Below are 20,079 nucleotides of genomic sequence, written 5' to 3' on the forward strand. Positions count from 1 at the left end.
ATCTCATGCTCGCCAAACGCATCATTCCCTGTCTCGACGTCACCGGCGGCCGCGTCGTCAAGGGCGTCAACTTCCTTGAACTGCGCGATGCCGGCGACCCGGTCGAGATCGCCGCGCGCTACAACGCGCAGGGCGCCGACGAACTGACCTTTCTCGACATCACCGCCACCAGCGACGGCCGCGACCTGATCCTGCCGATCATCGAGGCGGTGGCCTCGCAGATCTTCATTCCGCTGACCGTGGGCGGCGGCGTGCGCACCGTGGCTGACGTGCGCCGGCTGCTCAACGCCGGAGCCGACAAGACCAGCTTCAACTCGGCCGCCATCGCCGATCCGCAGGTGATCAGCGACGCCGCGCAGAAGTACGGCTCGCAATGCATCGTGGTCGCCATCGACGCCAAGCGCCGCAGCCCCGAAGAAGCCGCCACCCGCGGCGCGGGCTGGGACGTGTACAGCCATGGCGGGCGCAAGAACACCGGCCTCGACGCCGTCGAATGGGCGACCGAGATGGCACGCCGCGGCGCCGGCGAGATCCTGCTGACCAGCATGGACCGAGACGGCACCAAGAGCGGCTTCGACCTGGAACTGACCCGCGCGGTGAGCAACGCCGTCAGCGTGCCGGTGATCGCCTCGGGCGGCGTGGGCAGCCTCGACGACCTGGCCGACGGCATCCAGACCGGCGGCGCCGACGCGGTGCTGGCGGCCAGCATCTTCCACTACGGCGAACACACGGTGGGCGAGGCCAAGGCCCGCATGGCCGCGCGCGGCATTCCTGTGCGGATCGACGCTTGAACCGTGTCCAAAGGGTCTTTTCCTATCCCCGACAATACTTCCATGAATTGGCTCGATGAAGTGAAGTGGGACGCGAACGGCCTGGTGCCGGTCATCGCGCAGGAACAGGGCAGCAACGACGTGCTGATGTTCGCCTGGATGAACCGCGAGGCGCTCGAAAAGACCGCCGAGCTGGGCCGCGCGGTGTATTTCAGCCGCTCGCGCAACAAGTTGTGGTTCAAGGGCGAGGAATCGGGCCACGTGCAGACCGTGCACGAGATCCGCCTGGACTGCGACAACGACGTGGTGCTGCTCAAGGTCACCCAGCTTGGCCACGAGCCCGGCATCGCCTGCCACACCGGGCGCCACAGCTGCTTCTTCAGCAAGTATGAAAAGGGCCAGTGGACGGTGGTCGAACCCGTCTTGAAAGACCCGGAGTCGATCTACAAATGACGGCCACAGTGAACAGCAACAGCACCTCCGACGCCCTCGCACGCCTGGCCGCGGTGATCGAAAGCCGCCTGCCCGCGCGCGGCGGCGACCCTGAGAAGAGCTACGTCGCGCGCCTGCTGCACAAGGGCCCGGACGCTTTCCTCAAGAAAATCGGCGAGGAAGCCACCGAAGTCGTGATGGCCGCCAAGGACGCCGACCACGGCGGCGACCGCTCGAAAATAGTGAACGAAGTGGCAGACCTGTGGTTCCACACCATGGTGGCGCTGGCGCATTACGGTTTTTCCCCCTCCGACGTCACCGCGGAACTCGAGCGCCGGGAGGGCACCAGCGGCATCGAGGAAAAGGCGCTGCGCAAGGTGCAGCAACGCGGCATCGAGGAGCAGCAGAAAGGCCAGGCCTCCGAATGAACGAAATCACCGCGATCGACGACATCTCCGGCAAGACGCCCGAGCAGCTGGAAAGCCTGCGCCAGATCACGCTGGCGGTCTACATCCTCTATGCGCTTTCGTGGTTCACGGGCGGCCTCACGGGAATCGTGGGCATCGTGCTCAACTACCTCAAGCGCGAGGATACGGAGGGCACGCTCTATCAAAGTCACTTCACCTGGCAGATTCGCACCTTCTGGTGGGGCCTGGTCTGGTCCATCCTGGGATTCATCACCCTCTGGATACTGATCGGCTTCCCCATCCTCTTTGTCACTGCCGTGTGGATGATCTACCGGCTGGTCAAAGGCTGGCTGAACTGGAGCGAACGCAAGCCCATGGCTGTCTAACGAACAACCTCCATGTCACACGATCCCAACTGCATCTTCTGCAAAATCATCGAGGGCAAGATTCCCTCGCGCAAGGTCTACGAAGACGAAGACCTGTTCGGCTTTCACGACATCGCGCCCTGGGCGCCGGTGCATTTCATGCTGGTGCCCAAAAAGCACATCGCCTCGATGGCCCAGCTGACGCCCGACGACGAGGCGCTGATGGGCAAGATCATGCTCCTGGCGCCCAAGCTGGCGCTGGAGCAGGGCTGCAGGCCCTATCCGGACGGCGGCTACCGGGTCGTGGTCAATACCGGCACCGAGGGTGGGCAGGAGGTTCATCATCTCCATGTCCATGTCATGGGCGGTCCCAGGCCGTGGCTTCGCGGCTGAGCGGCATTAAGCCAAACTGTCACATTCCGCCCGACTAAAATCGGACACATTCTTAGGAGTTCTCCATGGGTTCTTTTTCCATCTGGCACTGGCTGATCGTGCTGCTCGTAGTGGTCATGATCTTCGGCACCAAGAAGCTGCGGAACATGGGTTCGGATCTTGGCGGCGCCGTCAAGGGCTTCAAGGACGGCATGAAGGACGGCGGCTCGTCCGACGCTGCCGCCGCTTCGTCGGCCCCCGCGCAGCAAGTGACCGGCCAGCCGGCCAACAGCGACAAGCCGACGATCGACGTCGAAGCGCGTCAGAAGTCCTGAGCGCGGACCGCACGTGCTCGACCTCGGCATTGAGAAGCTGGCGCTGATCGGCGTCGTGGCGCTGATCGTCATCGGCCCGGAAAAGCTGCCGCGCGTGGCCCGCACCGTCGGCACCCTGCTCGGCAAGGCGCAGCGCTATGTGAACGACGTCAAGGCCGAAGTCAACCGCTCGATGGAGCTCGACGAGCTCCGCAAGATGAAGACCACGGTCGAGGATGCGGCGCGCGACGTCGAGCACAGCATCCACACCGGCGCGAGCGAATTCGAGAAGCAGTTCAGCGGTTCGGGCGAAACCCTCTCGGCGCTGGCCGAACCCGAGCCCTCGCCGCCCGAATACAAGCACCCCCGCAAGAACTGGCGCCTGAAACAGGGCGCCACGCCACAGTGGTACAAGGCGCGCAACGGCGTGCGCACCAAGGCGCTGTCGGGCGCGGCGCGCGTTGCGCGCTTCCGCCCGCACACGATCAACAAGATCAACTAGCGCATCCACAACACCGCGTTCTGCGCGCGCCGCACGCCGGCCGACGTCACGCTATCTTCTTTTCCAATGGCCGATTCCGACAACAAGAACAAAGACAAAGAAGACGAGCTGGCGGGCACCGAACAGCCGTTCGTGGCGCACCTGGTCGAGCTTCGCGACCGCCTGCTCTATTGCGTCTACGGCCTCGTGGTCGCGGGCATCCTGCTGGCCATCTGGCCCGGTCCGGGCGGCTTGATCGACCTGATCGCGATGCCGATCAAGGCGCACATGCCGCACGACGCGAAGCTGATCGCCATTGGCGTGTTCTCGCCGTTCTTCGTGCCGCTCAAGGTTTTGATGATGGCGGCCGTGCTGCTGGCGCTGCCCTGGCTCATGTACCAGGCGTGGATGTTCATTGCGCCGGGGCTCTACAGCCATGAAAAGAAATTCGCGCTGCCGCTGATCTTCTTCGGCAGCCTGCTGGCCTATGCGGGCATCGCGTTCGTGCAGCTCTTCGTGCTGGACAAGATGTTCAGCTTCATCCAGCGCTTCGCACCGTCCGCGGTGCAGGCAACGCCCGACATTTCATCGTACGTCGAGGCGATCCTGTCGCTCTACATCGCCTTCGGCGTGGCCTTCCAGGTGCCGATCGTCGTGATGCTGCTGGTGCGCTTCGAGATGGTGACCATCGAGAAGCTGAAGTCCTTCCGCGGCTACTTCATCGTGGTGGCGTTCGTCGTTGCCGCTGTGCTCACGCCGCCCGACGTGGTGTCGCAGCTGGCGCTGGCGATACCGATGTGCCTGCTGTACGAGGTGGGCATCATCGGTGCCAGGTACTTCGCCAGTTCCGGCAAGAAGCCCGAGGAAGAGGAAAGCGCAGACTCTGCGCAGTCCTGATCGACCGACCTGACAGCCTGCTATTCGGGCTGACTCGGCGGTACCTTCCGGACCGGGCTCTTCGGGCGCAGGCCCGGCGTCACGTCCAGCTCCATCTTGTCGCTGCCGCGCTGCAGCGCGAACCGCGAGGTGCTGCCGGGCTTCAGGCCGGCCACCGCGGTCAGCAGCGCCTGCACGTTGTCCGTCTTCTTCTCGCCCACCGAGGTGATCACGTCACCCGGGCGGATGCCGGCCTTGGCGGCCGGGCCGTTCTGCAGCACGCCGGTGATGATCACGCCCGCATCCGCCTTCACGCCGAAGGTCTCGGCGAGTTCGGGCGACAGGTCGCTCGGTTCCACGCCGATCCAGCCGCGGCGCACCTGGCCTTCCTTCACGATTCCTTCGAGCACGATCTTGGCCATCGACACCGGAATGGCGAAGCCAATGCCCATGCTGCCGCCCGAGCGCGAGTAGATCGCGGTGTTGATGCCCTGCAGGTTGCCGTTGACGTCGATCAGCGCGCCGCCCGAGTTGCCGGGGTTGATGGCCGCGTCGGTCTGGATGAAGTTCTCGAAGTTGTTGATGCCGAGCTGGTTGCGGCCCAGTGCCGAGACGATGCCGCTGGTCACGGTCTGGCCCACGCCGAAGGGGTTGCCGATGGCCAGCACCTGGTCGCCCACCTGCAGCGCGTCGGAGTCGCCCAGAACGATCACCGGCAGCTTGTCGAGCTCGATCTTCAGCACGGCCAGGTCGGTGTCGGGGTCGGTGCCGATCACCTTGCCGCGCGCATGGCGGCTGTCGTTGAGCGTTACCTCGATCTCGTCGGCGCCCTCGACCACGTGGTTGTTGGTGAGGATGTAGCCGTCGGGGCTCACGATCACGCCGCTGCCCAGGCCCACCTGGGGCTGGTCGTCCTGGTCGCCGAAGAAGAAGCGGAACCATGGGTCGTTGCTGCGCGGGTGGCGCTGCGCAGCCTTGCTGGTGTTGATGCTCACCACCGCCGGGGAGGCCTTCTTGGCCGGCACGCTCAGGCTGCCGGGTGACGTCACGCCCGGGTTGCCGGCCGGCGCCTCGACGATCGAGACCACACCGCCCAGCGAGGTCGCACGCTTGTTGATCCACTCGGGCTTGAGCGTCGCGACGACGAAGTAGGCCGCCAGCAGGACGGTCACGGCTTGGGCAAAGAGCAGCCAGGTGCGTTTCATGAAAGATTGGTGAAAAAGACGTTGGAAGGCCGCAGTGCAGCGCAGCAATGCTGTCAATTGTCCCTCAACCGCCTGGTGCAGAAACCGCTCGCAGAGGTCGAGATTAAGACTTCCTGCGTACGTAAAGCCGGGTTAACACCTAGCATTGCAGGTCGGACCCATCCGGCCCGTGCTTTTTCCGGCCTCCCGCGCTGCCCACCCGGTGGAAGCGGCCAGGCATTTCGCCAGCGCGCCATTTTTCCGTTTTCTCACCCGGTCTCACGGGCTGGCGCGCGATCACGATCTCCCTGCCAGCCATGACTTCAGAAGCAACCTTCCCGGACGGCGCGCAGCCGGCGCCGGCACGCACGCTCGACTCGAGCGACTACAAGACCCTCGGCCTGTCCGCCCTCGGCGGCACGCTGGAGTTCTACGACTTCGTCATCTACGTGTTTTTCGCCACCGTGCTGGGGGCGCTGTTCTTTCCGGTCGACATGCCCGACTGGCTGCGGCAGCTGCAGACCTTCGGCATCTTCGCGGCCGGCTACCTTGCGCGCCCGGTGGGCGGCATCGTCATCGCGCATTTCGGCGACATCTTCGGCCGCAAGCGCATGTTCACGCTGTCGATCTTCCTGATGGCGGCGCCCACGCTGGTGATTGGCCTGCTGCCGACCTACGCGAGCATCGGCGTCGCGGCGCCCCTGCTGCTGCTGGCGATGCGCGTGCTGCAGGGCGCGGCCATCGGCGGCGAGATGCCCGGCGCCTGGGTGTTCGTGGGCGAGCACGTGCCGGCAAAGCGCTACGGCTTCGGCATTGGCATGCTGACCTCGGGCATCACCGGCGGCATCCTGCTGGGCTCGCTGATCGCGGTGGCCATCAACCGCCACTATTCGCCCGAGCAGGTGAGCGACTTCGCCTGGCGCATTCCCTTCATCCTGGGCGGCGTGTTCGGGCTGGTGTCGGTGTACCTGCGCCGCTTCCTGCACGAGACACCGGTGTTCAAGGAGCTGGCCGGCCGCCGCAGCGTGGCGCGCGAGATGCCGCTGCGCACCGTGCTACGCGAGCACCGCCTGGCCTGTGTGTATGTCGCGTTGCTGACCTGGGTGCTGTCTGCCGCCATCGTGGTCGTTGTGCTGTACACGCCCACCTACCTGCAGAAGGTGCACCACATTCCCGCTACGCTGGCACTCGAAGCCAACGCCCTCGCCACGCTGACCCTGACGCTGGGCTGCATGCTGACCGGCTGGGCCAGCGACCGCATCGGCACGCGCGCCGTGATGCTTGTCGGCTGGGGCGGCCTGTTCGTCACGGCCTACCTGTTCTACAGCGGGCTGCCCGGCACGCCGGCCACGCTGTTCTGGCACTACGGGCTGGTGGGCCTGTTCGTGGGCACCATCGCCACCGTGCCGATCGCAGGCGTGCGCGCCTTCCCGGCGCCGGTGCGCTTCACCGGGCTTTCGTTTGCCTACAACATGTCGTACGCGGTCTTCGGCGGGCTCACGCCAGTGATCCTGACGCTCTGGCTGCAGCGCGACACGATGGCGCCGGCGCATTACGTCGCGGTGCTGGCCGGGCTGGGCTTCCTGCTGGCGTTTCTGCCCCTGGCCGCGCGCGGCCATGCGATGCGCGATGGCGCAGCCCCCGCAGGCGGCGCGACAATGGCGCGATGAGCACCACCCGCCACGAACTGCTCCACGCATTCGACCTGCTGCTGGCCCCCGGGCGCTTCAAGGACTACGGACCCAACGGCCTGCAGGTCGAAGGGCGCACCGTGGTCCGCAAGATCGTCTCGGGCGTGACCGCCAGCCGCGCGCTGATCGAGGCCGCGATCCAAGCCGAGGCCGATGCCATCTTCGTTCACCACGGCCTGTTCTGGCGCGGCCAGGACGGCTGCGTCACCGGCTGGATGAAGCAGCGCCTGAGCCTGCTGCTGGGCGACGACGTCAACCTGTTCGCCTACCACCTGCCGCTTGATGCACATCCTGAGCTCGGCAACAACGCGCAGCTTGGGCTGAAGCTGGGGCTCGTGGCCCACGCCGGCTCGACCGGGCGCTTCGGCGAGCAGGAGTTGGGTTTCCTCGGCACGCCGGAAAACGGCGAGAGCTTCGCCAACGCCAAGGCGCTTGCCACGCATGTCGAAAGCGTTCTGAAAAGGCCGGTCACGCTCGTCGACACGGCGCATCGCGCTATCAAAAACGTAGCTTGGTGTACGGGCGGTGCACAAGGCTACTTCGAGGCCGCCATCGCAGCCGGCGCCGACGCCTTCATTACCGGCGAAATCTCGGAGCCCCAAGCCCATTACGCACGCGAGATGGGTGTGGCCTTTCTGGCCTGCGGGCACCACGCCACCGAACGCTACGGCGCGCCGGCGGTGGCCGGGCATGTGGCGGCGCAGCTCGGGCTGAAGCACGAGTTCATTGACATCGACAACCCGGCATGAGCGGTGCCATAGCCATCACGTTGGGCGATCCCGCGGGCATCGGGCCGGAGATCATCGCCAAGGCGTTTCGTGATGCACCTGATGCGACCCGCGGTGCCTTCGTAGCTGGCGACGTGGGCACGATGCGCCAAGCCTCGCAGGCCCTGGCCGGGCCGGGTCAGCCGGCTTGGCCGGTGCTCGAGATCGAATCCGTCGCCGAAGCCGCAACCGTACCGCCGGGCTGCATCCCCGTGCTGCAGGTGATCGCGCCGCCATCGCACATCGAAACGGGCCGCATCAGCGCCGAAGCCGGCCGCGTGGCGGGCGAATGCGTGATCTGGGCCGCGCGGGCCGCGCTGCGCGGCGAGATCGGCGCCATCGTGACCGCGCCGCTGCACAAGGAGGCGCTGTCGGCCGCCGGCTTCCCGTACCCCGGCCACACCGAGCTGCTGCAGGCCGAGGCGGCCGCGCATCTGGGCCGTACGGTGGCCGACGTGCCAGTGCGCATGATGCTGGCCAACGACGAACTGCGCACCGTGCTCGTCAGCATCCACATGTCGCTGCGCAACGCCATCGAGGCGGTGCGTTTCGATGGCGTGCTCGAAACCCTGCGCATCACGCACCGCGCGCTGACGCATGCGCTGGGCCGCGTGCCGCGCATCGGCGTGGCGGGCCTCAACCCGCATGCGGGCGAGGGCGGCCTGTTCGGTTCGGAAGAGCGCGAGATCATCGCGCCGGCCATCGAGGCTGCGCGCGCCGAAGGCATCGACGCCAGCGGGCCTTATGCACCCGACACGGTCTTCATGCGTGCGCGCGCCAAGCACGGCGTGCCGTCCAGCGGCGAGTTCGACGTGGTGGTTGCGATGTACCACGACCAGGGCCTGATCCCGGTCAAGTACTTGGGCGTGGAGAAGGGCGTGAACGTGACGCTGGGCTTGCCGCTGGTGCGGACCAGCCCCGATCACGGCACCGCGTTCGACATCGCGGGAACGGGGCTGGCCGATGCGTCGAGCCTCGTCGAGGCGCTGCGCATGGCCCGGGTGCTGAAGGGCGCTTGATCAGGGGCGCTTGAGGCTGTCGCGGATTTCGCGCAGCAGCACCACGTCTTCGGGTGTCTCGGGGGCCGCGGCCGGTGCGGGTTCTTCGTTGCGCTTCAGGCGATTGATCTGCTTGACCATGATGAAGATGATGAAGGCCAGGATCACGAAGTTGACCGCGATGGTGATGAAGTTGCCATACGCCAGCACCGGAACGCCGGCCTTCTTCAGGTCTGCCAGCGTGTTCGCCACGCCGGCGGGCGCCGTGCCCAGCACCACATAGAGGTTGGAGAAGTCGAGCCTGCCGAACACCACGCCGACCAGCGGCATGATGATGTCGGCCACGAGCGAGTCGACGATCTTGCCGAACGCTGCGCCGATGATCACGCCGACCGCGAGGTCGATGACATTGCCCTTGACGGCAAATTCCTTGAATTCACTGAGGATGCTCATGATTCAAAAGGCTGCTGGAGCTCTGCTGTTGAAGGAAAGTCGAGTATGCCCGCGATTGCTCACTTCTCCAGCGAGCGTGGCGCAACATCGACATGCGCGGCCGGCAACCCTTCACGACTGCGCGCGGCAATTTGCCTGAAGCCGTCCTCGAGATGGCGCACGAAGCGCGGCGTGTCGAAGTAGCCGCGGCGCGCGTCCTTGGCCGCCACGAGCTGTGCACGCAGTGCGGCCAACTTCTCCGGATGCGTTGCGTAGTGGATGGCCTTCTGCACGTACTCGTCGTGGTTCGTAGCCACCAGCTCTGGCAGCCCGATGGCGCCGAGCAGGCTGCCCGCCATGCGCGACACCATCGTCGTGCCCGTGAGCGCCAGCAGCGGCACGCCCGACCAGAGCACGTCGTTCGCGGTGGCGCCGCTGCTGTAGGGGAAGGTGTCGATGAACAGGTCGGCCAGGCCGATGCGCGCCAGATGCTGGTCGACCGGCATGCGCGGCGACACGATCAGGCGCTCGGCCGGCAGGCCCGCCTTGTCCCAATGCGCGCGCAGGTTGTGCTCGAAGCCGTTCGGGCCCTGAGCCAGCCACAGCACCGAGTTCGGAATGCCCTGCACGATGCGCACCCACGCCTCGAAGGTCTCGGGCTGGATCTTGAACGACTGCGAGAAGTTGCACAGCACGAAGGCGTCTTCGGGCAGGCCGTGCTCGGCGCGCGTGGCCTTGTGCGGATTGACCGGGCGCTTCGTGTCGATCACCTGGAAGGTCTCGGGCAGGCGCAGCAGCTTCTCGGTGTAGCAGTCTTCCGTGCCCGGCGGCGAGAGGAAGTTGTCGGACACCAGGTAATCGTAGTTAGGCGTGCCGCTGGTGCCCATGTAGCCCAGCCACATGAGCTGCGCCGGCGCCGCGTGGTAGGCCATGACCTGCGGCTTGGCGCCGCGCGTGTCGCCTGAGAGGTCGATCAGGATGTCGATCTCGTCCTCGCGGATGCGCTCGGCCATCTGCTGGATCGACTGGCCGTGCATGTCGACGAAGTGCTCGGCCGACGCGGCGATGCGCGCCCGCGCCGGGTGCCCGTCGTCCGGACCGTAGGAGTAGACGAAGATTTCGAAATCTTTCCGGTCATGCTGGCCGTACAGCTCGGCCGTCAGGTGCGCGACCGGGTGGTTGCGGAAGTCGAACGAGTAGTAGCCCACGCGAATGCGCGGCGCCGTGCGGCGCGCGCCGGCATCGGCAAAGGGCCTGATGCCGGTGTTCCGGTCGGCCAGCGTGGCGGAGCGCTGGGTCCAGTTCATCAGCCGGCGCGCATCGTCGTAGTTCGACATCAGGATGAACGACGACACGGTCTGGTCGTTGTTCGGGTTGTCCAGCAGCGCCGCGATCCTGGCGCGCAGTTCGGGCACACCGTTCCAGTCGGCGATGTGCGCTTTTTCGCCCAGCATCCAAACCATGGCGGGCATGAAGTCGGGGTCGTCGCGCAGGCACTGCTCGAACTCCGCGATGGCCGCCTCCGACTGGCCTGCCATCACATAGGTCACGCCCAGGTTGCATCGAGCGAGCACTTGGTGCGGATGCACTTCGAGCGCCTTCTTGAGCACTTCGATGGCGGTGTCGAAATGGCCGAGGCGGAAGTTCACCGTGCCCAGGTTGTTCAGCAGCAGCTCGTGCTCGGGCAGGCTCTCGAGCGCGAGCTTGTAGAGCTCGGCCGATTCCGCGAAGCGCATCGACGCGCCCTCGAGCGCGCCGCACACGCCGTACAGCGCGGCCACGCCTTCGGGGTCGGACAGTGCCTTGTGGCGCTCCTCGGCCGGCCAGTTGCGCATGGCGCGCTGCATGGGCGCGATGGCCTCCTCGGTGCGGCCGCAGCTCTGCAGCGCCCTGGAGAGCATGAAGGCGGCCTCGCAATCCTGCTGGTCGGCTGCAGCCCGCTCGTACGAGTCGAGCGCGGCAGCCCAGTCTTTCTGGTGAGCGCGGATCTTGCCGATGTTCTTGTGCGCGGCCGCATAGCCCGAGTCGAGCGCGAGCGCCTGGCGGAACTGCACGATTGCTTCGTCGAAGCGGTCCTGCTCCATGTCGATTGCGCCGGCGTTGTTCCATGCCGCGGGCGCCTGCGGGGCGAGCCGCGTGGCTTCGGCCGCGGCCTCGCGGGCCTGGCGGAACTTCTTCTGCTGGCGGTACACCGCCGACAGGTTCACGTAGGCCTCGGGGTAGTTCGGCAGCGCCTTGATTGCGCGGCGAAGGTCTTGCTGCGCTTCGGCCGGCAGGCCCATGTGCATGAAGATCGTCGCGCGGGTGTTGAAGTAGAAGTGGTGCGGCGATCGCGCGATTGCGCGGTTCACGTAGTTCAGCGCCAGCTTTGGCCGTCCTTGCCGGTACAGCGCTTCGCCCGTCAGGTGCAGCGCGTCGGCATGCTCCGGAAAGCGCGACAGCAGGGCTTCGTAGACCTGGATGGCCTCGGCGAAACGGCCCACCCGGTGCAGCACCAGTCCCTGTTCCAGAAGGCTGCCGGCATCTGCTGCCGATGTGGAGGGTGCGGGGGCGAGAGAAGGTGAGTTCATGAAGCCGTGTGATGGACGGGTCAGAAGGTCGGCCGCTGGAGGAAATGCCGGCCTCCATACAAGTGAAAAAAGGCCGGCAACCCAGTATAGGGGCCGGCCTTTCGTTTCATCAGCGGGCGTTCCCGCAGCGCAGGGGCGCCGCGGGCACACCAGGCCGGATTACCAGGACCAGGAGGCGCCGATGCCGCCGCCGACCTTGCCGCTGCTGCCGCTGCCGATGTTCACCTTGATCTGCGCGCCTTCGCCGATGCGGAAGCTGGCCGCCGCAGCGAGGGCCGAGCGGCCGTCGTACGAGCCCACACCCACGCCGATGCCGAAGCTCTTGCCCGCTTCGAGTGCCGGCACCGAGGCTGCAGCCAGGGCGATGGCCGCACCGGTGCTGCTGGTCTTGCGCATGTCCTGCACTTCATTGCGGACCTGATTCAACTGCGACATGTTCGCGGCGTCTGTCGGCAGGACGCCGGGAGCCACGTTTTGCACGCGGCCGTTGGCGACCACGCCGTTGCCCGCCGTGATGGTGCCGCCCGCCGTCACGTTGCCGGTGACGTTGACCGTGCCCGCGTTCAGCGTCGTGACGTTGCCGGTCACGGCGTTGATCGTGGTGATGTTGCCGGTCTGCGTGTTCAGCACCGTGATGTTGCCGTTGGCCGCCGTGACCGTCTGGAAGTTGCCGGTGGTGGCGTTCACCGTGCTTGCATTCACCGTCGTGGCGCTCACCGTGTTGGCGGTCAGCGCGTTGATGGTGGCGCTGGCTGCCGACAGGTTCGTGGTGCTGACGTTGGTTGCGCTCAACGTGTTGATCGTGCCGCGGCTGGCCGACAGGTTGGTCGTGCTGACGTTGGTCGCGCTCAGCGTGTTGATGGTGCCGGCGTTGGCTGTCAGGTTCGTGGTGCTGACGTTGGTGGCGCTCAGCGTGTTGATCGTGCCGGCGTTGGCCGTCAGGTTCGTCGTGCTGACGTTGGTGGCGCTCAGCGTGTTGATGGTGCCGGCGTTGGCTGTCAGGTTCGTGGTGCTGACGTTGGTGGCGCTCAGCGTGTTGATCGTGCCGTTGTTGGCCGTCAGGTCCGTCGTGCTGACGTTGGTGGCGCTCAGCGTGTTGATGGTGCCGTTATTGGCCGTCAGGTTCGTGGTGCTGACATTGGTCGCGCTCAACGTGTTGATCGTGCCGTTGTTGGCGGTCAGGTCCGTCGTGCTGACATTGGTCGCGCTCAACGTATTGATCGTGCCGTTGTTGGCCGTCAGGTCCGTCGTGCTGACGTTGGTGGCGCTCAGCGTGTTGATCGTGCCGCTATTGGCCGTCAGGTCCGTCGTGCTGACATTGGTCGCGCTCAGCGTGTTGATGGTGCCGTTGTTGGCCGTCAGGTCCGTCGTGCTGACATTGGTTGCGCTCAGCGTGTTGATGGTGCCGTTGTTGGCGGTCAGGTCCGTCGTGCTGACGTTGGTTGCGCTCAGCGTGTTGATCGTGCCGTTGCTGGCCGTCAAGTCCGTCGTGCTGACGTTGGTAGCGCTCAGCGTGTTGATCGTGCCGTTGCTGGCGGTCAGGTCCGTCGTGCTGACGTTGGTGGCGCTCAGCGTATTGATGGTGCCGTTGCTGGCCGACAGGGTCGACGTCGTGATACTGGTGGCGTTGAGCGCGTTGATCGTGCCCGCGGTGGCCGACAGATTGGTCGTCGTGGTGTTCGTTGCACTGACGGTTCCCGCAGTGAGCGTGGCGGTACTGATGCTGGTGGACGTGAGGTTCGTGATCGATCCCGTCGCCGCGGTCAGCACGTTGGCGCCGAGGTTGCCGGTGAAGGTCCCGTTGGTCGCCTGGACGCCATTGGCCGTCACGGTGCCGGTGATGTTGGCGTTGCCGGCCGTCAAGGAGGCGATGTTGGCACCGGCTGCAGTCAGGTTGCCGGTGACGTTGACGCCGCCGGCCGTCAGATTGGTCGTCGAGACATTCGTCGCGCCCACGCTGCCGGTGGTGATCGTGCCGGTGCTGATGCTGGTGGAGGTCAGGTTGGTGATCGTGCCAGTGCCGGCCGTGACGGTCGTGGCACTGACGTTGCCTGCAGACACGGTGCCGGCAGTCAGAGTGGCCGTGCTGATGCTGGTGGACGTCAGATTGGTAGCAGTTGCCGATGTCGCGCTGAGGCTGGTGGTGGTCACGCCACCGGCACTGACGGTGCCCGAGGTGATGCTGGTCGCGCTCAGCGTGTTGATTGTTCCGCGCGATGCGGTCACGTTGACCGTGCTGAGAGTGTTGGTGCTGATGCCGCCATTGGTTGCGACCAGTGCGTTGTTGTTGTTGCCGTTGTTCTGCAAGCCGCCGACATTGCCGGCATTGACTTCCTGTCCGCCGATCGTGACCTGCGCGTTTGCCATCGGCAGAGTCATCACATAACCGGCGCCCACTAGCACCGAAGCGAGAAGGCGACCGACGCCCGGACGGCGAACGATGAAAGAGCGAACAGTAGAGCGCTTGGGTGTAGTCATTTGGACTTTTTTCCTTGAAGAATCAGTTGCCATTTCTGGTCTTCCAGGCGCCCTCGTCGCGTGGAAGCAGGGTTGGGTTTCATTGCGTTACCCAATGCAACTGATGCTAGGAATCGAGGTCTTCGCTGAACATCGCCGAGATCCGTAGTTTTTGATCCATGCGAGCTGCTTAAAGCGTCGTCGATAAATTGACGTGGCCTCGGCAAAGCCAATGCCCATGCGGCTTCGCAGACATCGTGCAAATCGCGCAGTGACGTTTCGATACGCGATCGAGGGCGCGTTTCGTGTGGCGCGGTGCTACGTAACACACGCAGTAACCCGCACGTAACAACGGCGGAAAAACGGCCTTTTCAAGGCCTCCTCAAGCCCTCGTTTTTCGGGGCGTTCGAGGCAATTTCTTCAATGAAATCAAAGTACTACACGCGCTGGCGCGCCGTGCGCCCCGGTGTTCCTCCGCGCGGGCATCGTTCCTGCGGTATCTGAAACGAAAGTCAACATTTCGTCGCTACCTGCGGGGTAGCCACAGAGCCAGAGGACGTCGCGTGATCAATTTTTTCTTGGGCATTGAAAACGCATGCAGCACCGGCGAAGTCCGCTGCGTGCCGGCAGGAGAGCGGTCATGGAAATGAACATGCAATACGCCGCCGTCGCGCGGCATGTGCCATCGGCCGCGCAGCTGTATGGCGGTGTCTTTCACGCAGCGTTGATCGTCGCGGAAGACTCCATCGCCGCCGACCGCATGCGGCGCATCCTTGCCGAACTCGCACCGCATCGCCGCGTGGTGATCGCGTCGAGCCGGGCCGAGGCGCTCAACCTGCTGGCGGCATTGCCCTATGACCTCGTGCTGGTCGACATGCGGCTGCCGGGCAACGACGGCGCCGCGCTGCTTCATCATGTGCGCCAGGCCTATCCGCGCATCGAGAGCATCGGCATGTCGGCAACCGACGACCAGGAACTCGTGAACGCAGCAATCGCTGCCGGCGCCATCGGCTATCTGCTGACCGAAGCCGACGACGCCGAGCTTGCCTATCTGCTGCGCTCGATCGAGCGCGGCGGCTCGCCGATGGACTCGCGCATCGCGCGACGCATCCTTGGTTCGATTGCCGCCTACGCGAAGGCGCGCACGATCGAACCCATCCGCGTCCAGACCCCGGCGCCGTCGTCGTCGTCGTCGGAGCAGGCTTCTTCCGCCAAGTTGCCGCAGGGCCTGCTGTCGCCACGGGAACTCAAGGTGCTGCGCCTCATCGCACAGGGCTGGAGCAACCGGCAGATCGCGGAAGCGGTCTACCTGTCGGTCAACACCATCGAGTTTCATGCGAAGAGCATCTATCGCAAGCTCGCCGTCAAGTCGCGGACCCAGGCGGTCCACGAGGCGATGCAGCACGGTCTTCTGAACTGAAGTCCCCGCGGCGACAGCCCTTGTCGCCCCCGGCGGGCGCCCCGCGAATGCGGCGCGCCTTGCCGTCGTTCGCCGGCCACGCGCATGGCGGCCATTGAATATCCCTTGAGCGCCCCGCTACAATCGCGGGTTGACTCCTGCTCCAGCGAAGAAGACAAGAGGATCCCCATGAGTGACATGACCTCCGGCTCGCCCCGGATCGACACCAGCAAGCGGACGTGGTTGATTGCATCCAGCTGCGCCGGCGTGGCGGGTGGCGTGGCCACCGCCATTCCCTTTGTGAGCACTTTCCAGCCTTCCGAGAAGGCCAAGGCCGCGGGCGCCGCGGTCGAGGTCGATATCTCGGGCCTCAAGGTCGGCGAGAAAATCACCGTCGAATGGCGCGGCAAGCCGGTCTGGATCCTCAAGCGCACCCCCGCGCAGATCGCCGAACTTCCCAAGCTGGACGGCCAGCTGGCCGACCCCCTTTCCAAGCGTCACCCCGACGAATTCACCCCCAAGTACGCGCAGAACGAGCACCGCTCGATCAAGCCCGACGTGCTGGTCGTGGTCGGCATCTGCACCCACCTGGGCTGCTCGCCGACTGACCGCTTCCAGGCCGGTCCGCAGCCTTCGCTGCCGAACGACTGGGAAGGCGGCTTCCTCTGCCCTTGCCACGGTTCCACTTTCGACCTGGCTGGCCGAGTCTTCAAGAACAAGCCCGCGCCCGACAACCTGCCGGTGCCGCCGCACATGTACCTGTCGGACACCAAGCTCCTGATCGGTGAAGACTCCAAGAAGGCCTGAGGCGGAAGAAGAACATGGCTGAATTCCACGAGATTCCCCCCAACGCTCCTGCCAGCGAGAAACTGCTGAACTGGGTCGACAACCGCTTCCCGCTCAGCAAGCTCTGGAACGACCAGTGGGGCAAGTACTACGCGCCGAAGAACTTCAACTTCTGGTACATCTTCGGCTCGCTGGCAATGCTGGTGCTGGTGATCCAGATCGTCACCGGCATCTTCCTCGTCATGCACTACAAGCCCGACGCGAACCAGGCGTTCGCATCGGTCGAGTACATCATGCGCGACGTGCCGTGGGGCTGGCTCATTCGCTACATCCACTCGACGGGCGCCTCGGCGTTCTTCATCGTGGTGTATCTGCACATGTTCCGCGGCCTCATGTACGGCAGCTACCGCAAGCCGCGCGAGCTGATCTGGGTGTTCGGCTGCGCGATCTTCCTGTGCCTGATGGCCGAAGCCTTCATGGGCTACCTGCTTCCCTGGGGCCAGATGTCCTACTGGGGCGCCCAGGTCATCGTGAACCTGTTCGCCGCCATTCCGTTCGTCGGCCCCGACCTGGCCCTGCTGATCCGCGGCGACTACGTGGTGAGCGACGCCACGCTGAACCGCTTCTTCAGCTTCCACGTGATCGCCGTGCCGCTGGTGCTGCTCGGCCTGGTGGTGGCCCACCTGATCGCGCTGCACGAAGTGGGTTCGAACAACCCCGACGGCATCGAGATCAAGGCCAAGCGCGGTCCCGACGGCCATCCGCTGGACGGCATTCCGTCGCATCCGTACTACACGGTGCACGACATCTTCGGCGTGGTGGTGTTCCTCACGATCTTCTCGGCGGTGATCTTCTTCGCCCCTGAAGCCGGCGGGTACTTCCTTGAATACAACAACTTCATTCCGGCCGATTCGCTGAAGACGCCGAACCACATCGCTCCGGTCTGGTACTTCACGCCGTTCTATTCGATGCTGCGCGCGACCACCGACGACATGGTCAACGTGTTCGCGCTCATCGTTGCCGCGGCCGCTATCTGGAACCTCGTCAAGGGCAAGTCGGGCATGGGCCTGAAGATTGCCGGCGTCGTCGTGGCGGCTGTCGTGATCTTCCTGCTCAAGAACTTCGACGCCAAGTTCTGGGGCGTGGTCATCATGGGCGGCTCGGTCATCATCCTGTTCTTCCTGCCGTGGCTCGACCACAGCGAAGTCAAGTCGATCCGCTACCGTCCGGGCTGGCACAAGTATGTGTACGGCGTGTTCGTGTTCTTCTTCCTGATCCTGGGCTACCTGGGCATCCAGGCGCCCGGCGTCTGGGGCAACCTGGTCATCGGCTCTTTTGCCCTCGACATCGCGCAGACCATTTCGCAGATCGGCACGCTCTTCTACTTCGGCTTCTTCCTGCTGATGCCGTGGTGGAGCCGCAAGGGCGAGTTCAAGACCGTGCCCGAGCGCGTGGTCTTCGCCGCTCATTGAGAACCAGAAGCGCAAGAGAGCTGAGAGAAACACGATGAAGAAAAGCATTTCCGGCTGGCTCGCGGTCCTGGGTCTCGCACTGGGCCTGACCTTTTCCGCGGCGGCATCGGCCGAGTCCGAAGGCATCGCGTGGGACAAGGCGCCCAACAAGACGACCGACGTGGCCGCCTTGCAGAACGGTGCCAAGCTGTTCGTCAACTACTGCCTGAACTGCCACTCGGCCGCCTTCATGCGCTACAACCGCCTGCAGGACATCGGCATCACCGAGCAGCAGATCAAGGACAACCTTCTGTTCGCGACCGACAAGGTCGGCGAAACCATGAAGGCCAACATCGATGCGCGTCAGGCCAAGGAGTGGTTCGGCACCACGCCGCCCGACCTGACGCTGGTCGCCCGCTCGCGCGCCGGCCACGGCGGCACCGGCGCCGACTATCTCTATACGTACCTTCGCACCTACTACCGCGACGACACCAAGGCCACCGGCTGGAACAACCTCGTGTTCCCGAGCGTCGCCATGCCGAACCCCCTGTGGGAACTGCAAGGCGAACGCCGCCCGGTCTACACCAAGGTCGAACAGCACGGCCACGAAACCGAAGTGTTCAAGGGCTGGGAGCAAGTCACTCCCGGCACCCTGACGCCCGTGCAGTACGACAATGCGGTCGGCGACCTGGTGAGTTACCTGCAATGGATGGCCGAACCGGCACAGAACACCCGCATCCGCATCGGCGTGTGGGTGCTGCTGTTCCTGGCCATGTCGGTGGTATTCGTGTGGCGACTGAACGCCTCGTACTGGAAAGACGTCAAGTAGTTCCGTCCACGCCGACCGGATACCCTTGGGCATCCGGTCCCACAGAGTGGGTTGCCAACGCGACCCACTCTTTTTGATTTTTAGGAGTCTCTCGCCATGATGGTCTTGTATTCAGGAACGACCTGCCCCTTTTCCCACCGCTGCCGCTTCGTGTTGTTCGAAAAGGGCATGGACTTCGAGATCCGCGACGTCGATCTCTACAACAAGCCCGAAGACATCAGCGTGATGAACCCGTACGGCCAGGTGCCGATCCTGGTCGAGCGCGACCTGATCCTGTACGAGTCGAACATCATCAACGAGTACATCGACGAGCGCTTCCCGCATCCCCAGCTGATGCCCGGCGACCCGGTCGACCGCGCCCGCGTGCGCCTGTTCCTGCTCAACTTCGAGAAGGAACTCTTCGTGCACGTCTCGACGCTCGAGAACCGCACCACCAAGGGCAACGAAAAGGCGCTGGAAAAGGCCCGCTCGCACATCCGCGACCGCCTCACGCAGCTGGCACCCGTGTTCCTCAAGAACAAGTACATGCTGGGCGACAACTTCTCGATGCTCGACGTGGCCATCGCGCCGCTGCTGTGGCGCCTGGACTACTACGGCATCGACCTCAGCAAGAACGCGGCACCGCTCTTGAAGTACGCCGAGCGCATCTTCTCGCGCCCGGCCTACATCGAGGCACTCACGCCTTCTGAAAAGGTCATGCGAAAGTAAGTAAGCTGCGTGCCTGCTTCCACCGTTTTCCGTCGTTTTTCATGATCAACGCGCTCGAGTCGTCTTCCACCCGCCCGTACCTCATCCGGGCGCTGTACGAATGGTGTACCGACAACGGGTTCACGCCCTATGTCGCGGTGCAGGTCGACGACACCGTCCAGGTGCCGCGCGAGTACGTGAAGAACGGCGAGATCGTGCTCAACATCAGCTTCGACGCGACCAGCTCGCTCAAGCTCGGCAACGACTTCATCGAGTTCAAGGCCCGTTTTGCGGGTACGGCACGTGAAATCAGCGTGCCGGTTGGGCGCGTGATTGCCATCTACGCACGCGAAAACGGACAGGGCATGGCGTTTCCCGCGCCGGCACCGTCGGTTCCCGCGGAGCACGACGGAAGCGATGGCCCGGTCTCCGCGCCTTCGCCCCAAGGCCCGGCCCGCATGCCGCTGCGTGACGCCTCGCGCGGCACCGAAGGCGATGCCGGCAAGATCGTTCACCTGGTGACGGGCGAAGACGGCGACGAAACGGTCGACGCCAGCTCGCCCACCGATCCGGTCGACGAGCCGCCGCGCCCTCCGGCCAGTGGCGGCGCCAGGCCGTCGCTCAAGCGCGTCAAGTAGCGGCAGGAGCGAGCGAGTGGCCGGCCACGCCGGCCGGCGCTACTAGAATCACGCACTGGAATTTTGCCGCTTTAGCTCAATTGGTAGAGCACCCGCCTTGTAAGCGGAAGGTCGTCAGTTCGATTCCGACAAGCGGCACCAAGCAAAGAACCCCTGAGTCCTGAACCGGCTCA

21 protein-coding genes and 1 tRNA gene are annotated in these 20,079 nt (G+C 64.9%); 18 read left to right on the top strand and 4 right to left on the bottom strand.

All coding sequences use genetic code 11. The features are described 5' to 3' along the window. Nucleotides 1–5 precede the first annotated feature (5 nt). The 8 genes from hisF (at nucleotide 6) to tatC (ending at nucleotide 4,038) form a co-directional block, all read left to right on the top strand. On the top strand, nucleotides 6–791 hold the full coding sequence (gene hisF / locus ACSFBF_RS26315) for an imidazole glycerol phosphate synthase subunit HisF (protein WP_093048640.1): 786 nt from the start codon (nucleotides 6–8) through the stop codon (nucleotides 789–791). Between the two features lie 42 nt (nucleotides 792–833). After that, nucleotides 834–1,223, top strand: coding sequence for a phosphoribosyl-AMP cyclohydrolase (hisI, locus tag ACSFBF_RS26320; RefSeq protein ID WP_013539725.1), 390 nt, complete (start codon nucleotides 834–836; stop codon nucleotides 1,221–1,223). Next, nucleotides 1,220–1,630 carry a phosphoribosyl-ATP diphosphatase gene (locus ACSFBF_RS26325; protein WP_093075857.1) on the top strand — a complete coding sequence of 137 codons (411 nt, stop codon included), beginning with the start codon at nucleotides 1,220–1,222 and terminating at the stop codon, nucleotides 1,628–1,630. The genes hisI and ACSFBF_RS26325 overlap by 4 nt, the downstream gene beginning before the upstream one ends. After that, nucleotides 1,627–1,995: a DUF4870 family protein gene (locus ACSFBF_RS26330; protein ID WP_435472178.1), complete on the top strand. Its 369-nt coding sequence runs from the start codon at nucleotides 1,627–1,629 to the stop codon at nucleotides 1,993–1,995. Before ACSFBF_RS26325 ends, ACSFBF_RS26330 begins: the two co-directional genes overlap by 4 nt. Nucleotides 1,996–2,007: 12 nt before the next feature. Then, a complete protein-coding gene (locus tag ACSFBF_RS26335; protein ID WP_435472180.1) occupies nucleotides 2,008–2,367 on the top strand; it encodes a histidine triad nucleotide-binding protein in 360 nt (119 codons plus the stop codon). 65 nt (nucleotides 2,368–2,432) lie between these two features. Continuing rightward, nucleotides 2,433–2,681, top strand: a complete 249-nt coding sequence (gene tatA / locus ACSFBF_RS26340; protein ID WP_258350952.1) for a Sec-independent protein translocase subunit TatA — start codon at nucleotides 2,433–2,435, stop codon at nucleotides 2,679–2,681. A 13-nt stretch (nucleotides 2,682–2,694) separates the two neighbouring features. Next, a complete protein-coding gene (gene tatB / locus ACSFBF_RS26345; protein WP_007835284.1) occupies nucleotides 2,695–3,162 on the top strand; it encodes a Sec-independent protein translocase protein TatB in 468 nt (155 codons plus the stop codon). Between the two features lie 66 nt (nucleotides 3,163–3,228). Then, nucleotides 3,229–4,038 (top strand): twin-arginine translocase subunit TatC, encoded by an 810-nt coding sequence (tatC, locus tag ACSFBF_RS26350; RefSeq protein WP_435472182.1) that lies wholly within the window; start codon nucleotides 3,229–3,231, stop codon nucleotides 4,036–4,038. A gap of 20 nt (nucleotides 4,039–4,058) precedes the next feature. On the opposite strand, the gene ACSFBF_RS26355 is transcribed toward tatC, so the two are convergent. Next, the gene (locus ACSFBF_RS26355; protein WP_435472184.1) at nucleotides 4,059–5,222 is read right to left on the bottom strand and encodes a trypsin-like peptidase domain-containing protein; all 1,164 of its coding nucleotides are present in this window, start codon (nucleotides 5,220–5,222) and stop codon (nucleotides 4,059–4,061) included. A gap of 296 nt (nucleotides 5,223–5,518) precedes the next feature. Here ACSFBF_RS26355 and ACSFBF_RS26360 point away from each other — a divergent pair, with 296 nt between their 5' ends. The 3 genes from ACSFBF_RS26360 to pdxA are packed head-to-tail and all read left to right on the top strand — an operon-like array spanning nucleotide 5,519 to nucleotide 8,678. Further along, complete coding sequence (locus tag ACSFBF_RS26360; protein WP_435472186.1) at nucleotides 5,519–6,871, top strand: MFS transporter; 1,353 nt, start codon at nucleotides 5,519–5,521, stop codon at nucleotides 6,869–6,871. Then, on the top strand, nucleotides 6,868–7,641 hold the full coding sequence (locus ACSFBF_RS26365; RefSeq protein WP_435472188.1) for a Nif3-like dinuclear metal center hexameric protein: 774 nt from the start codon (nucleotides 6,868–6,870) through the stop codon (nucleotides 7,639–7,641). The genes ACSFBF_RS26360 and ACSFBF_RS26365 overlap by 4 nt, the downstream gene beginning before the upstream one ends. Next, nucleotides 7,638–8,678 (top strand): 4-hydroxythreonine-4-phosphate dehydrogenase PdxA, encoded by a 1,041-nt coding sequence (pdxA, locus tag ACSFBF_RS26370; protein ID WP_435472190.1) that lies wholly within the window; start codon nucleotides 7,638–7,640, stop codon nucleotides 8,676–8,678. Before ACSFBF_RS26365 ends, pdxA begins: the two co-directional genes overlap by 4 nt. Here the strand turns inward: pdxA and mscL are convergent, their stop codons facing one another. The 3 genes from mscL to ACSFBF_RS26385 form a co-directional block, all read right to left on the bottom strand. Continuing rightward, nucleotides 8,679–9,110: a large conductance mechanosensitive channel protein MscL gene (gene mscL, locus ACSFBF_RS26375; RefSeq protein ID WP_435472192.1), complete on the bottom strand. Its 432-nt coding sequence runs from the start codon at nucleotides 9,108–9,110 to the stop codon at nucleotides 8,679–8,681. It lies immediately after the preceding gene. 59 nt (nucleotides 9,111–9,169) lie between these two features. Further along, nucleotides 9,170–11,659 carry a tetratricopeptide repeat protein gene (locus tag ACSFBF_RS26380; RefSeq protein WP_435472194.1) on the bottom strand — a complete coding sequence of 830 codons (2,490 nt, stop codon included), beginning with the start codon at nucleotides 11,657–11,659 and terminating at the stop codon, nucleotides 9,170–9,172. Between the two features lie 159 nt (nucleotides 11,660–11,818). Then, nucleotides 11,819–14,026, bottom strand: coding sequence for a YadA-like family protein (locus ACSFBF_RS26385; protein ID WP_435472196.1), 2,208 nt, complete (start codon nucleotides 14,024–14,026; stop codon nucleotides 11,819–11,821). Nucleotides 14,027–14,756: 730 nt separating this feature from the next. On the opposite strand from ACSFBF_RS26385, the gene ACSFBF_RS26390 reads away from it, so the two are divergent. From ACSFBF_RS26390 to ACSFBF_RS26420, 7 genes are all read left to right on the top strand, one after another. Next, the gene (locus ACSFBF_RS26390; protein WP_435472198.1) at nucleotides 14,757–15,536 is read left to right on the top strand and encodes a LuxR C-terminal-related transcriptional regulator; all 780 of its coding nucleotides are present in this window, start codon (nucleotides 14,757–14,759) and stop codon (nucleotides 15,534–15,536) included. Nucleotides 15,537–15,704: 168 nt separating this feature from the next. Beyond that, the gene (petA, locus tag ACSFBF_RS26395; protein WP_435472200.1) at nucleotides 15,705–16,322 is read left to right on the top strand and encodes a ubiquinol-cytochrome c reductase iron-sulfur subunit; all 618 of its coding nucleotides are present in this window, start codon (nucleotides 15,705–15,707) and stop codon (nucleotides 16,320–16,322) included. A gap of 14 nt (nucleotides 16,323–16,336) precedes the next feature. After that, on the top strand, nucleotides 16,337–17,773 hold the full coding sequence (locus tag ACSFBF_RS26400) for a cytochrome b (RefSeq protein ID WP_435472202.1): 1,437 nt from the start codon (nucleotides 16,337–16,339) through the stop codon (nucleotides 17,771–17,773). Between the two features lie 34 nt (nucleotides 17,774–17,807). After that, on the top strand, nucleotides 17,808–18,581 hold the full coding sequence (locus ACSFBF_RS26405) for a cytochrome c1 (protein WP_093048682.1): 774 nt from the start codon (nucleotides 17,808–17,810) through the stop codon (nucleotides 18,579–18,581). Between the two features lie 96 nt (nucleotides 18,582–18,677). Beyond that, nucleotides 18,678–19,289 (top strand): glutathione S-transferase N-terminal domain-containing protein, encoded by a 612-nt coding sequence (locus tag ACSFBF_RS26410; RefSeq protein WP_007835362.1) that lies wholly within the window; start codon nucleotides 18,678–18,680, stop codon nucleotides 19,287–19,289. A gap of 41 nt (nucleotides 19,290–19,330) precedes the next feature. Next, the gene (locus tag ACSFBF_RS26415; protein ID WP_435472205.1) at nucleotides 19,331–19,906 is read left to right on the top strand and encodes a ClpXP protease specificity-enhancing factor; all 576 of its coding nucleotides are present in this window, start codon (nucleotides 19,331–19,333) and stop codon (nucleotides 19,904–19,906) included. A 65-nt stretch (nucleotides 19,907–19,971) separates the two neighbouring features. Next, nucleotides 19,972–20,047: transfer RNA gene (locus tag ACSFBF_RS26420), tRNA-Thr, on the top strand. Nucleotides 20,048–20,079 lie beyond the last annotated feature (32 nt).

It is taken from the genome of Variovorax nivicola, from assembly GCF_051216475.1.
Classification (GTDB): domain Bacteria; phylum Pseudomonadota; class Gammaproteobacteria; order Burkholderiales; family Burkholderiaceae_C; genus Variovorax.

Bases quoted from the DNA above. Each gene is read 5' to 3' on its own strand.
- hisF (WP_093048640.1), top strand. From the start codon at position 6: ATGCTCGCCAAACGCATCATTCCCTGTCTCGACGTCACCGGCGGCCGC.
- hisI (WP_013539725.1), top strand. From the start codon at position 834: ATGAATTGGCTCGATGAAGTGAAGTGGGACGCGAACGGCCTGGTGCCG.
- ACSFBF_RS26325 (WP_093075857.1), top strand. From the start codon at position 1,220: ATGACGGCCACAGTGAACAGCAACAGCACCTCCGACGCCCTCGCACGC.
- ACSFBF_RS26330 (WP_435472178.1), top strand. From the start codon at position 1,627: ATGAACGAAATCACCGCGATCGACGACATCTCCGGCAAGACGCCCGAG.
- ACSFBF_RS26335 (WP_435472180.1), top strand. From the start codon at position 2,008: ATGTCACACGATCCCAACTGCATCTTCTGCAAAATCATCGAGGGCAAG.
- tatA (WP_258350952.1), top strand. From the start codon at position 2,433: ATGGGTTCTTTTTCCATCTGGCACTGGCTGATCGTGCTGCTCGTAGTG.
- tatC (WP_435472182.1), top strand. From the start codon at position 3,229: ATGGCCGATTCCGACAACAAGAACAAAGACAAAGAAGACGAGCTGGCG.
- ACSFBF_RS26355 (WP_435472184.1), bottom strand. From the start codon at position 5,222: ATGAAACGCACCTGGCTGCTCTTTGCCCAAGCCGTGACCGTCCTGCTG.
- ACSFBF_RS26360 (WP_435472186.1), top strand. From the start codon at position 5,519: ATGACTTCAGAAGCAACCTTCCCGGACGGCGCGCAGCCGGCGCCGGCA.
- ACSFBF_RS26365 (WP_435472188.1), top strand. From the start codon at position 6,868: ATGAGCACCACCCGCCACGAACTGCTCCACGCATTCGACCTGCTGCTG.
- pdxA (WP_435472190.1), top strand. From the start codon at position 7,638: ATGAGCGGTGCCATAGCCATCACGTTGGGCGATCCCGCGGGCATCGGG.
- mscL (WP_435472192.1), bottom strand. From the start codon at position 9,110: ATGAGCATCCTCAGTGAATTCAAGGAATTTGCCGTCAAGGGCAATGTC.
- ACSFBF_RS26380 (WP_435472194.1), bottom strand. From the start codon at position 11,659: ATGAACTCACCTTCTCTCGCCCCCGCACCCTCCACATCGGCAGCAGAT.
- ACSFBF_RS26385 (WP_435472196.1), bottom strand. From the start codon at position 14,026: ATGGCAAACGCGCAGGTCACGATCGGCGGACAGGAAGTCAATGCCGGC.
- ACSFBF_RS26390 (WP_435472198.1), top strand. From the start codon at position 14,757: ATGGAAATGAACATGCAATACGCCGCCGTCGCGCGGCATGTGCCATCG.
- petA (WP_435472200.1), top strand. From the start codon at position 15,705: ATGAGTGACATGACCTCCGGCTCGCCCCGGATCGACACCAGCAAGCGG.
- ACSFBF_RS26400 (WP_435472202.1), top strand. From the start codon at position 16,337: ATGGCTGAATTCCACGAGATTCCCCCCAACGCTCCTGCCAGCGAGAAA.
- ACSFBF_RS26405 (WP_093048682.1), top strand. From the start codon at position 17,808: ATGAAGAAAAGCATTTCCGGCTGGCTCGCGGTCCTGGGTCTCGCACTG.
- ACSFBF_RS26410 (WP_007835362.1), top strand. From the start codon at position 18,678: ATGATGGTCTTGTATTCAGGAACGACCTGCCCCTTTTCCCACCGCTGC.
- ACSFBF_RS26415 (WP_435472205.1), top strand. From the start codon at position 19,331: ATGATCAACGCGCTCGAGTCGTCTTCCACCCGCCCGTACCTCATCCGG.